7 protein-coding genes and 2 pseudogenes are annotated in these 12,270 nt (G+C 71.9%); 4 read left to right on the forward strand and 5 right to left on the reverse strand.

From position 1 onward, the window contains the following. Window positions 1–974 (reverse strand): annotated as a pseudogene (locus PKD06_RS01360) (hypothetical protein); the annotation flags it as partial. A 293-nt stretch (window positions 975–1,267) separates the two neighbouring features. On the opposite strand from PKD06_RS01360, the gene PKD06_RS01365 reads away from it, so the two are divergent. Then, on the forward strand, window positions 1,268–1,963 hold the full coding sequence (locus PKD06_RS01365; protein WP_324376978.1) for a 2'-5' RNA ligase family protein: 696 nt from the start codon (window positions 1,268–1,270) through the stop codon (window positions 1,961–1,963). After that, complete coding sequence (locus PKD06_RS01370; RefSeq protein WP_324376980.1) at window positions 1,960–3,132, forward strand: glycosyltransferase; 1,173 nt, start codon at window positions 1,960–1,962, stop codon at window positions 3,130–3,132. The genes PKD06_RS01365 and PKD06_RS01370 overlap by 4 nt, the downstream gene beginning before the upstream one ends. Window positions 3,133–3,139: 7 nt before the next feature. Here the strand turns inward: PKD06_RS01370 and PKD06_RS01375 are convergent, their stop codons facing one another. The 3 genes from PKD06_RS01375 to PKD06_RS01385 are packed head-to-tail and all read right to left on the reverse strand — an operon-like array spanning window position 3,140 to window position 8,518. Continuing rightward, entirely contained in the window at window positions 3,140–6,328 is a 3,189-nt protein-coding gene (locus PKD06_RS01375) for an error-prone DNA polymerase (protein WP_324376982.1), read from the reverse strand. Next, the gene (locus PKD06_RS01380) at window positions 6,325–7,842 is read right to left on the reverse strand and encodes a DNA polymerase Y family protein (RefSeq protein ID WP_324376984.1); all 1,518 of its coding nucleotides are present in this window, start codon (window positions 7,840–7,842) and stop codon (window positions 6,325–6,327) included. The genes PKD06_RS01375 and PKD06_RS01380 overlap by 4 nt, the downstream gene beginning before the upstream one ends. Further along, window positions 7,760–8,518: an ImuA family protein gene (locus tag PKD06_RS01385; protein ID WP_324376986.1), complete on the reverse strand. Its 759-nt coding sequence runs from the start codon at window positions 8,516–8,518 to the stop codon at window positions 7,760–7,762. The genes PKD06_RS01380 and PKD06_RS01385 overlap by 83 nt, the downstream gene beginning before the upstream one ends. Before the next feature lie 217 nt (window positions 8,519–8,735). Here PKD06_RS01385 and PKD06_RS01390 point away from each other — a divergent pair, with 217 nt between their 5' ends. Both PKD06_RS01390 and PKD06_RS01395 read left to right on the forward strand, forming a co-directional pair. Next, the gene (locus tag PKD06_RS01390) at window positions 8,736–10,070 is read left to right on the forward strand and encodes a potassium transporter TrkG (RefSeq protein ID WP_324376988.1); all 1,335 of its coding nucleotides are present in this window, start codon (window positions 8,736–8,738) and stop codon (window positions 10,068–10,070) included. A gap of 105 nt (window positions 10,071–10,175) precedes the next feature. Continuing rightward, window positions 10,176–10,850, forward strand: a complete 675-nt coding sequence (locus PKD06_RS01395; protein ID WP_324376990.1) for a TrkA family potassium uptake protein — start codon at window positions 10,176–10,178, stop codon at window positions 10,848–10,850. A 9-nt stretch (window positions 10,851–10,859) separates the two neighbouring features. Here PKD06_RS01395 and PKD06_RS01400 read toward each other — a convergent pair. After that, window positions 10,860–12,270: pseudogene (locus PKD06_RS01400) on the reverse strand (hypothetical protein); the annotation flags it as partial.

Raw genomic sequence — 12,270 nt, forward strand, 5'->3', positions numbered from 1 at the left:
GGCGCGGGCGCGGTCGGCGCCGCGGCCCGCCTGCACAGGATGCGCGGCACGTGGCGGATGGCGCGCTTCGTCTCGGTGAAGCGGAGCGCGAGGTCGTAGGGCCCGTCCGCCTCGGTCAGGCGCGCCTCGGAGGTCCGGTACAGGACGGGCGCGCCGAGATAGTCGAAGGCTTCCAGCGTGTCGGGGCTCCAGTCGGGCTTGAAATAGGGAATCGGCTCCCGCCCCTCGCCATCCGCATCCTCGTCCGCATAGACGAGGTCGAGGGAGGGATCGGCCGCGAGATATCCCGCGAGGACAAGCAGCGCCTCGGGCCTCAGCCGGTCTCCGGCGAGGAGCGGCAGGACGTAATCGCCCCGCGCGGCGCGCAGGGCGGCGGCGAGGGTTGCAGTTTCCGCCGCCGGGTCGACGAGGATCGTCTCGTGCGCCGGATGGGTCTGGGCCAGGATGGAGGCGCAGGTCGCGCCGCGATCGCCTTTCCCGGGCAACACCACGACGGAGACGGAAGGCCGCCCGGCGAGGACCCGGGCATATTCCCGCTGCTCGCCCTCGCTGTCGGCCGAGAGGGCATCCTCGCGCCGCGCCCAGTCGCGGTAGCGCCAGATGTCGCCCTCGACGAAGCGTGGAAGCTTCCTGTCCCAGCACAGGACGACGCAGCGGAAGACCGTCTCCCATCGCTCCTCGGACAGCTCCGCCTCCAGCGTGAGGATGCCCGCGCCCGGCCGCGCCGTCAGGTCGAGGCCGAAGCCGCAATCGAGGGGAAGCGCGGCGAGGTCCGACAGGGCCGCGCGGAGATCGGCCCGCTCCAGTCGCTCGGCGAGGACCGTCTCGCCCCGCAGCCGCGCCCGGACCTGCGGGACGGCGCCGGTCCGGGTGTCGATCACCCAGCCGCCGATGGAGATCGCGCTGCGCGTCAGGAGATAGGGGCCGGACAGGCCGGGGATCTGGAGGCTGTAGCGGATGTCTCCTTCATCCATTCGTCCCAGCACCTCCTGGCGGCCGGCGAGCCGGAGGCCCGTTTCGCGAAGAAAACTCTTGGCGAGGCGGCGCGGTGCCGAGAGCGGAAGGCGCCTCAAAAGCGCGACGAGGCCGGTTCCCATGGCTGCTTCCTCCAAGGAGGCGAGGCATCCGGCGCAGGCGCGCCCCGCCGGAGCCTCGAAAGGAGGCGGCCAATACGTGGGAATAATTCCCACGTCAAGCTCCATGTCTCCTGCCGGATGCGCGTCTGGCCGCGGAGGCCGAAGGGAGATATGCGGGCGCCGAGACATCCATGGCCGCATCCTCGCAGAAACCGGAAGCTGCCCGTTCCGGCGCCTTCACCCACAGCATCCCCGCGGATATCCGCGACTACCCGGAATGGCGCCGGGGCCGGATTCGCTATGGCATCTGGATGATCCCCGCCGGGACGCCGCCTCTGGCCGGCTATCTGCGGGACATCCGCGAGAGGCTTTGCGACCTGCTGCACCCCGCCGGCCGGCGCGAGCCCCATGTGACGCTGTTCGTCTGCGGCTTCGAGCAGCCGCGGATCAGATGGGACGACGATTTCACGCCGGAGCAGCTCGAGCGGCAGGCCGCCCGGCTCGGCTGCGCCCGCGGCCCGGCCTGTTCTCTCCCGCTCCTGCCGGCCGACAGCTTCGCCAGTGCGGCCTATCTTCCCGTGGGCGACCCGCAATCGCGGCTGCGGGGCTGGCGCGACCATCTCGCGCGGGACGCTCCGGAAATCCGCCAGGCGGCCTATGTGCCGCATGTCACGATCGGCCTCTATCACCGGCGCGTTCCGGCCGGGGAGATCCGCGAGAGGCTCGCTGCCCTGCCTCCTCCCCCGCCCGCCCTCGCCGTGCGGGAGCTGTGCTATGCGACCTATGACGGGCGCGACCAGCACGGGCCGCTCGAAATCCGGCGGCGGCTCTCCCTGGACACGGTCCATGGCTCGCCGCCTCCTCCCGCCCCGGCCGAGGGACGATGACGATCCTCTTTGCGGCGTCCTGCCTCTCGCTGCTGATCTGGCTCGTCCTGCTGCTCGGCCGCGGCGGCTTCTGGCGCGCGCGGCCGGCCGTGTCGCTGCCGGCGGCTACGCCCGCGGCGGGGTGGCCTTCGGTCTGCGCCGTGGTGCCGGCGCGCAACGAGGCCGATGCGATCGGCGAGGCCATGGCTTCGCTGCTCCGGCAGGATTACGGCGGCGTGTTCCATGTGATCGTCGTCGACGATCACAGCAGCGACGGCACGGCGGAGGCCGCGCGCGCAGCCACCCGCGCCTCGCCCTGCCCGGACAGGCTCACGGTCGTCGCGGCCGGGCCGCTTCCGGCGGGCTGGTCGGGCAAGGTGTGGGCGCAGTCGCAGGGGATCGAGGCCGCGCGGGGGCTGGGCTTCGAGGCCGGGCTCCTGCTGCTCACCGATGCCGATATCGCCCATCCCCCCGACATGCTGACGCAGCTCGTCCTGCGCGCCTTGGCCGAGAAGCGCGACCTCGTCTCGCTGATGGTGCGCCTGCGCTGCGATTCGGTCTGGGAGCGGGCGCTGATCCCGGCCTTCGTGTTCTTCTTCGCCAAGCTCTATCCGTTCGCATGGGTCGCCGATCCGCGCGCCGGGACGGCCGCGGCGGCGGGGGGCTGCATGCTGGTGCGCCGCACGGCGCTGGAGGAGGCGGGCGGGATCGAAGCGATCCGCGCCGAATTGATCGACGATTGCAGCCTCGCCGCGCGCATCAAGCATCGCGGCGCGGGAAGCCATCCCATCCGCCTCGATCTCGCCGCCGGGAGCCGGTCGCTGCGTCCCTACGAATCGTGGCGGGACATCTGGGACATGATCGCGCGCACCGCCTTCACGCAGCTTCGCTATTCGGCCTGGCTCCTCGCGGGCACGGTCCTCGGCATGGCGATCGTCTATCTCGTCCCGCCCGTGGCCGCGCTCGCGCTCGGCGCGAGGGGCTGGCCCGCATGGCTCGCCTGGGCGCTGATGTGCTGCGCCTATGCGCCGATGCTCGCCTATTACCGCCGCTCGCCGCTCTGGGCGCCCCTCCTTCCGCTCGTCGCCTTGTTCTATCTCGGCGCGACCTTCGCCTCGGCCTGGCGCTTCTGGCGCGGCAGGGGCGGCCAGTGGAAATCCCGCATCCAGGCGCCGGCCGGGAGGGGCTGAGGCGGCGCTACCGGAAGTCCCGCGTCTTGGGCAGCTTCATCGCCGGGCCCGGGGGATCGGCGGAATGGTGCGCCTCACCGGGACGGCGCGCCTCGCGCTCGCCGACGCTTGCAAGCTCGGCCGACAGGTCGGTCAGGCTCCGGGCGATGATGTGGACGACCTCTCCCTCGCGCTGCACCCGGCCGCGCACGCCGATCATGCCGGCGCCGATCACGATGCGGCGGAACCGCTCGAAGACGTCCTGCCAGACGACGAGATTGGCGATGGCGGTCTCGTCCTCGATCGTGACGAACATCACCCCCTTGGCCGAGCCCGGCCGCTGGCGGACGAGGACGAGCCCGGCCACCTCGACCCGGCGGCGGTCGCGGGAGGCGACGGCCTCGGCGCAGGTCAGGATGCGCCGGCGCGCGAGGTCCGGCCGCAGGAAGGAGAGCGGATGCCGGCGCAGGGTGAGGCCGAGACGGGCGTAGTCCTCGACGACCTCGCCGCCTTCCGTCATCGGGCGCAGCCGCGCGGGCGGCTCGGGCTGCTCGGCGAGAGGGCCGGCCTCGCGCGCCGCCGCGGCGGCGAAGAGCGGCAGCGGCTCGTCGCGCAGCGCCTTGATCGCCCAGAGCGCCTCGCGGCGGGCGAGGCCCAGCGAGGGACGGAAGGCGTCGGCCCCGGCCAGCGCGACGAGAGCGACAGAGGAGATCGCGGCCCGGCGCCAGAGATCGTCGACCGAGGCATAAGGCTGGTCGGCCCGGCATGAGACGAGGCGCGCCGCCTCGGCATTGCCGAGTCCCTGCACCATGCGAAGCCCGAGCCTGACCGCGAGCGGTCCCTCGCCGGCCGGCTCGAGGGTGCAATCCCAGCGGCTGGCATTGATGCAGGGGGGGCGGATCTCGACGCCGTGCGCGGCGGCGTCCCGCACGATCTGTGCCGGCGCGTAGAAGCCCATGGGCTGGGCGTTGAGGAGCGCGCAGCAGAAGACGTCCGGGTGCCGGCATTTCATCCAGGACGAGGCATAGGCGATGAGGGCGAAGGAGGCCGCGTGGCTCTCCGGGAAGCCGTAGCTGCCGAAGCCTTCCAGCTGGCGGAAGATCTGCCGGGCGAATCCCTCCTCGTAGCCGTTGGCCACCATGCCGCAGATCAGCTTCTGTCCGAAGGCCGAGATGGTGCCGGTCTGCTTGAAGGTGGCCATGGCGCGGCGGAGTTGGTCGGCCTCGCCGGGCGTGAAGCCGGCGCATTCGATCGCGACCCGCATCGCCTGCTCCTGGAACAGCGGCACGCCGAACGTCTTGCCGAGCACCGCCGCAAGCTCGGGCTTCGGATACGAGACCTTCTCCTTGCCCTCGCGGCGGCGCAGATAGGGATGGACCATGTCGCCCTGGATCGGGCCCGGCCGCACGATCGCGACCTGGATGACGAGGTCGTAGAAGGTGCGCGGCTTCAGGCGCGGCAGCATGGACATCTGCGCCCGGCTCTCGATCTGGAAGGTGCCGAGCGTGTCCGCCCGGGCGATCATCGCATAGGTGTCTGGATCCTCGGCCGGGATCGTCGCGAGGTCGCGCCGGGTGCCCTTGTGGGCGGCGAGAAGGTCGAAGGCGCGGCGCATGCAGGACAGCATGCCGAGCGCAAGCACGTCGACCTTCATGAAGCGCAGGGCGTCGATGTCGTCCTTGTCCCACTCGATCACCTGCCGGTCCGCCATCGTCGCGGGCTCGATCGGCACGAGGTCGTCGAGCCGCTCGCGCGTGAGCACGAAGCCGCCCGGATGCTGGGAGAGGTGGCGGGGCGCGCCGACGAGCTGGCGGGCAAGATCCAGAGCGAGGCGCAGGCGGCGCTCGCCCGTGTTCAGCCCGAGGGCCTCGGCATGCTCGCGCCCGATCTTCTCCGACCAGCCGGGCGCCTGGGAGGAGAGAGACTTGAGGAGATCCCCGGGCAGGCCGAGCGCCTTGCCGACGTCGCGGAGCGCCCCCCTGGAGCGGTAGCGGATCACCGTCGCGCAGAGCGCGGCGCGGTCGCGGCCATAGGTCTCGTAGACCCACTGGATCACCTCCTCGCGCCGCTCGTGCTCGAAATCGACGTCGATGTCGGGAGGTTCCCGGCGCTCCTCGGAGACGAAGCGCTCGAACAGGAGATCGCTGCGCTCCGGGTCGATCGAGGTGATCCCGAGCACGTAGCAGACCGAGCTGTTCGCGGCCGAGCCCCGGCCCTGGCAGAGGATGCCCTGCGAGCGCGCGAAGCGCACGATCGCGTTCACGGTCAGGAAATAGGGCGCATAGGCGAGCTTCTCGATCAGCTGCAATTCGTGTTCGAGACCGCGCCGCACCTTGTCCGGCACGCCCTCGGGATAGCGCCCGGCCGCGCCCTCCCAGGTCAGCGCCTCCAGCGCCTGCTGAGGGGTGAGGTTGGGATGGAGCTTCTCTTCCGGGTACTGGTAGGCCAGCTCATCGAGCGAGAAGGGGCAGCGTCCCGGGATTTCCAGGGTGCGCGCGAGCGCCTCGGGATAGCGGGCGAAGAGCCGGTGCATGTCTTGCGGCGGCTTCAGGTGGCGGTCGGCGAAAAGCTCGCGGCGATGTCCCAGTTCGTCGACGGTGACGTTGTGCCGGATCGCGGTCACGACGTCCTGAAGCACCTGGCGGCCGGGCTCGTGGAAGAGCACGTCGTTGGTGACGACCGTTGGCACCCGCGCCGTTGCCGCCATGTTCGACAATTCCCAGAGGCGAAGCTGGTCGTTCGGGCGCCGGCGCAGCGTCAGTGCCAGATAGGCGCGGTCGCCGAAAGCCTCCCGCAGGCGGCGCAGCCGCAGGGTGCAGGCCGCATCGGCTTCGTCCGGCAGGAGGATGGCGAGAAGTCCCTCGCCCTGGGCAGCGAGATCGTCCCAGGCGAGGCGGCATTTCGCCTTGCCGCCGCGCGCCTTGCCGAGCGAGAGCAGGCGGCAGAGGCGCGCATAGGCGGCGCGGCAGCTCGGATAGACGAGAACCGGGAGGCCGTCCTCCAGGTCGAGGCGGCAGCCGACGACGAGACGGATGCCGTTTTCCCTCGCCGCCTCGTGGGCGCGCACGGTGCCGGCGAGCGAGTTGCGGTCGACGATGCCGAGCGCCTCGATGCCGAGGTCCGTGGCCTTCGCGAACAACTCCTCGCAGGAGGAGGCGCCGCGCAGGAAGCTGAAATGGCTCGTCACCTGCAATTCGGCATATCGCGGCGCGCTCATCCGAAGATGCCGTGCAGGAACCAGCGCCGGCTGCCGCTCTCGGGACGCTCCCCGTCCCCGGAGCGGAAGAGCCAGTAGCGCTCGCCGGCCTCGTCCTCGACCCGGAAATAATCCCGCACGGCCGCCATCTCGGCGTCGCGCTTCCACCATTCGCCCCGGATGCGCTCGGGCCCGTCCGCGCGGCGCACGCGCCGGCGCAGGCCGCGCCAGGTGAACCAGACGGGCGGATGGTCCGGCAGAAGGGCCATGGTCTCGACCGGCTCTGGCCGGGGCAGGAGGCGCGGCGGGCGCGGCCAGCGGCTCTCCCATCCTGCGCCCGTCTCGGGGGCGAGCGGGGATATGCGCGCGACCGAGCGCTCCGGCACGTCGCTCTCCACCGGGGCGAAGCGGCAGAGCCGATGCTCGCCGACCCGGCTCGCGAGGATGTCGATCAGGTCCGAGAGATCGGCCTCCGGCTCTTCCGCCAGCGGCGAAACCGCCTGTCTCGCGCCGAGAGGCTCGGCGAGCACCGCCGCGAGCGCCATCGCCTCGATCCCGAAGCCGGGCTCGACCGCCCCGATCTTCTCGCGGAAGAGGCGCGTCAGGTGGCCGGCCTGCCGCGCCGGCCGTGCCGTGCCGGCGCGGATCGCCTGCCGCGTGCCATCGATCCGGTGGAAGAGGAGGTCGAGGCGGCGCGCGCCGAGCCCCCGCGCCTCCAGTTCAGCGCAGAGAGCGCCGACCATCTTGTCCACGTAGCGGGCGATCGTTTCCGGCGCCCCGATCGGCTCGGCAAAGACGCGGCGGATCTCGACGATCCGCGCCTCCCGAACCGGCTCGATGGGCTCCGCCGCGAGGCCGAGCGCCTGGTCGAGCCGGCGGACGAGCCGCGGCCCGAAGCGCAGGGCGAGCGGCGCCCGGGGGCGGTCGAGCAGGTCGCCCACGAGATCGAATCCGAGCGTTCTCAGGCTGCGGGCCGTCTCGGAATCGAGGCGCAGGGCCGCGACCGGCAGGCGCCGCAGCAGCGCCTCGTCCCGGCCCGGCGGCACGACCGTCGTCCGGCGTGCGAGGAAGCGTGCCGCGGCATGGGCCGCGCCCCAGCTTCCGGCGACGGCGGCGCGGGCCTCGATCCCGGCCCGCGTGAGGCTTCGCGCCAGCCGGTCCAGCATCCGGGCTTCGCCGCCGTGCAGATGATCCGCGCCGCTCGTCTCGATCACGAGCCCGTCGGGCGGATCGGCCGCGACCATGGGGGATATCCGCAGAAGCGCCCGGAGCGCGAGCCGGTCCAGCGCCTCGGCATCGGCCCATGGGTCGGCTTTCCTCAGCACGAGCGACGGCGCGAGGGCCTGCGCCTTCGCCGCAGGCATGCCGATGCGGATGCCGAGCGCCTCGGCCGCCGTGTCGAGCGCGGTCACGACCCGCCGCCCGTCATGCCCGGACAGGGCGAGGGGAATGTCACGAGGCGGCGCGTCGGCTGAAGCCCGCCTCAGGCGGTCGGTGGGCCATCGTGGCAGGAAGAGCGAGACGACCCTTGCCATCGCAAGCCTCCACCTCGAAATCCGCGCTTTCTCCGGCGCGGCATCGGACCAGCTCGACCAGCCAGCGGGCGCGCCCGAGGCCGGGCACCGGCAGCGGCCGGGACGACAGCATGGAGACGCGCCAGCGCGTGGCCGATGCGGTCGGCTGCCCGAAACCGGCCGCCTCGGTCTCGCGCCGCCAGCGCCGGAGCGCGAGGCCGATCGCGCCCGTGCCCTCGGCGGCGAGCTGGAGCCGCCGCGAGGCCGTCATCGACAGACGCGCCACCTCGGCCACGACCGCGCCGGGTCCGCCATGGCGCAGCCCCTCCTCGAAACAGGCGAGTAGCGCCGTCTCGTCTCCCGCCTCGAGATGGATCAGCCGGTCGGGGGCCAGTCCCGCCTGCGCCAGGGCCGGCGCGAAGAGATCGCTGCGGGTGACGCACCAGAGCACCTTGCCCTTGGCGCGAGCCGCGATGCCGGCGACGAACAAGGCCGCCGCCGCCCCGTCCACGGCCCCGCGCCCGCCTCCCGCCACCTCGTGCACGGCGCCGAGGGCGAGCCCGCCGCCGGGCAGCCGCCGGTCCATCTCCTCCACCCCGAAGGGGAGAACCGGATGGCGCGATCCCGGCGCGCCTTCGAGATGCCGGATCCGCTCCCGAAGTGCGGCCACGACAGGACTTTCGGCATGCTGGGACATGCGCGCAATCCGGCTCCACAGATTTCCGCCGGGGCCTTCCCCGCCAGTATGTTCTTGTTATGTTCTCATATGCGGTGAGTCAATCGGACGTCGGTCGGGGACATGCCCGGCCATGACGGCAGGGCGATCGCATCTGGCCCCCGCCGCCGCGTTCCGGCGGCGGCGAGGGCGCGCTATGACGTGAATCGAGAACCCCACCCACGGAGCCAGAACGGCCGTGCGCAGGACCAAGCTGAATCATCCCAGCCGGATCATTCCGATCTCCTTCCTGACGGTGATCGCGCTTGGGACGGCGGTGCTGATGCTCCCTGCCGCCCGCGCCGCGCCCGGCCATGCGCCTTTCGTCGTCGCACTGTTCACCGCGACCTCGGCCGTCTGCGTGACGGGCCTCGCCGCCACGGACACCGCGACCTATTGGGCGCCTTTCGGCCAGGGGGCCATCCTGGTCCTGGCGCAGATCGGCGGGCTCGGGATCATGACCGGCGCCACGCTGCTCGGCCTCCTCGTGAGCCGGCGGCTCGGTTTGCCGACGCGGCTCATCGCCCAGGCCGAGACGCGCAGTCTGCGGCTCGGGGACATCACCACCGTCCTGCGCCTGATCCTGGCCGTCACCGCGACCGTCGAGATCGCCACGATGGCGGTGCTGACGCTGCGGTTCCGCTATGCCTATGACCACGGCTGGGGCGACGCGCTCTGGCACGGTCTGTGCCACGCCGTCTTCGCCTTCAACCATGCGGGCTTCTCGACCTATTCGGAGGGCATGACGCGCTTCGCGCACGATCCCTTCATCCTGGTCCCGATCATGCTGGCCGTCGTGATCGGCAGCCTCGGATTTCCCGTGATCCACGAGCTTGCCCGCGGCCCGCGCAACCCCTCGCGCTGGTCGGTCCATTCCAAGATGACGCTGTTCGGCACGGCCCTGCTGCTGGGCGCCGGCTTCGTCGCGGTCGCGGCCTACGAGTGGGACAACCTCGCGACGATCGGAGCGCTCGCCTGGCCGGACAAGCTGCTCAACGCCGCCTTCCACTCCGTGATGACGCGCAGCGCCGGCTTCAACAGCGTGGATATCGGCAAGATGGAGCGGACGACGCTCGCGGTAAGCGACGTCCTGATGCTGATCGGCGGCGGCAGCGCCGGCACGGCCGGCGGCATCAAGGTCACCACCTTCCTCATCCTCGGCTTCGTCGTCTGGGCGGAGGTCCGCGGCGAGGTGGACGCCACCGCCTTCCGCCGCCGCCTCAGCCAGCAGGCGCAGCGCCAGGCGCTCGCCATCGTGCTGCTCGCGGTCGGCGTCGTGGCCATCGGCGTGCTGATCATGCTCAGCCTGACCGATTTCACCTTGGAGCAGGTGCTGTTCGAGGTCATCTCCGCCTTCGCCACCACGGGCCTCTCCACCGGCATCACGCCGCACCTGCCGGATCCGGCGCTGCTGCTCCTCACCTGCCTGATGTTTCTCGGGCGCGTCGGCACCGTCACCGTGGCGAGCGTGCTCGCGCTCAAGGAGCGCAGCGCCACCTTCCGCTATCCCGAGGAGCGGCCTATTGTCGGCTGAAGCAATGACCCGGGTCAGGTCCTCACGCGAAGCCGAAGCCGCTTCGCGCGGAGCCCTGCGCCCGGACGGCCTCGGTCCTCGCGAGTCCGAGAGGGGAGTTTCGTGATGGCGCAGCGCCTGCGCACCGACCAGATCAACAACGTCGTGGTGATCGGGCTCGGCCGCTTCGGCAGCTCCGTCGCCGATGCGCTGGTCCGGCTCGGCCACAACGTGCTGGCCCTGGATGTCGATCTCAGCCTCGTCCAGCAATGGTCCGACCGGCTCACCCATGTCGTCCAGGCGAGCTGCATCGACGCCGACACGCTCCGCAGCCTCGGCGTGCAGGAATTCCCCCATGCGGTCGTCGCGATCGGCACCGATATCGAGGCCAGCGCCCTCACCGTGCTGGCGCTCGCCGAGATCGGCGTGCCCGATATCTGGGCGAAGGCGGTCACCGAGAATCACGGGCGCATCCTGGAGCGCATCGGGGCGCACCACGTCATCTTCCCCGAGGCGGCCATGGGCGAGCGCGTCGCCCATCTCGTCACCAGCCGGATGATGGATTTCATCGAGTTCGACGACGGCTTCGCCATCGTGAAGATGCGCGCGCCCCAGGAGGCGGTCGGCCGGGCCCTGGCCGATTCCCAGCTGCGGGCGCGCTTCGGCGTGACCGTGATCGGCGTGAAGAGGCCGCGGCAGGATTTCGTCTATGCCCGCCCCGAGACGATGGTCGAGCCCGGCGATCTCCTCATCGTCTGCGGCAAGACGCATATCGTCGAGCAATTCGCCGCGCAGGCGTGAGGCGGCCGCTTATTCCCCAGGCGTAACCGCGCGGCGGCGGGCCAGGACGGCGAGCGGCAGGAGGCCCGAGAGGAGGCTCGCCGGAGGCGCGAGCCAGAGCCAGAGCGCATCGGCCGTGGCGGCATGGATCGCGACGGTGCCGAGTGCGGCCGCCGCACCGGCCGCGACCACGCCGAGGGCCGCGCCGGGGCCGGGCAAGGCGAGGCCGCGGAATCGGGCCAGCAGCAGCGGCAGCAGCGAGGTTTGCAGGCTGGCGAAGGCCAGGGCCAGGGCGAGGAACCGCTCGTCGAGCACGCCCGCCGAGGGAATGCCCGAGGCGAGCCAGACGGCGCCGGCGACGAGGCCGCCGGCCGCCGTCACGACGACGGCCGCGCGGGCGGCCGGCTCCGGCCCGCCTGTTTCCGATCCGGTCTCCAAGGCCGGCAGGATGTCGAGGGTGACCGTCGCCAGGGCCGCCGAGATGGTCATGACCATCGTCGCGGCGGCCATGGCGAAGCATCCGACCAGCAGCAGCGTCAGGGCGGCGTCGCTGATCTCGTTGTCGAGCAGGATCAGCTGGCGGACGAGATCGGGCAAGCCGCCGGCATCGGGCAGCAGGTCGGTCGAGAGGGCCGCGAGGGCCCCGAGCGCGGCGGCGGCGATCCCCATCATCGCCGTCTCGCCGGCGACCATGCGCATCGGCGGGCGGAAAGAGTCCGGGGCGCGGGCGGCGAGGTCGCCGGCGTTCCGCCAGCTCGCGGCATCCGCCAGCGGATAGGCGACGGCCATGAGTGCGATGGAAAGGCATCCGGCCGGGACGTGTGGCGCCGTGCCGAAGGCCGCGAGGGCACTCCCGAGAATATCCGTCGGGCCGAGGAAATAGAGTTCCAGGCCCACGAGCATCACGACGAGCACCGCGAGTACCGAGATGGCGACATTGGCGAATCTCTGCGCCAGCCGCACCTGCCGGGCCGCGAGCCGGCGCGAGCGCGACCTCTCCTCCGGCGCGAGGAGATGGGGCGTCTCGATATATTTGGTCTGGCGATAGGCCAGGAGGGCGAGGCAGGAGGCCGCGAGCGCGACCAGGGCGAAGGCGCCGTGAGGCGGCATCGGGTGCAGGTCCGAGGCGCTCAGGTAGAGCAGGAAGGTGGCCGCGCCGAGGAGGCCGACGAGGACGGCGCCGAGCAGGGCCTGCGCCACGTATCGCGCGCCCTCCGGGCCGGCCGCCACGGCGCAGAGGCCGGCGGCCGCGGCCGAGGCCGCGAACCAGGCGGCGCCATGGCCCGTGAGCGGGGCCGCCATGGCGGCGAGCGCCGCGGCCTCCGCCCCCGCGAGGCCCAGCAGCGCCGCGACGGAGAAAGCCGCGGTGATCCGGCGCAGGGCGGCGGAGCCGCCGCAGACCTGCGCGAGAAAGGCGTGCAGCGTGGTCGGCGCCGCCCCG

It is taken from the genome of Enterovirga sp. (genome assembly GCF_035325185.1).
Lineage (GTDB): Bacteria > Pseudomonadota > Alphaproteobacteria > Rhizobiales > Beijerinckiaceae > Enterovirga.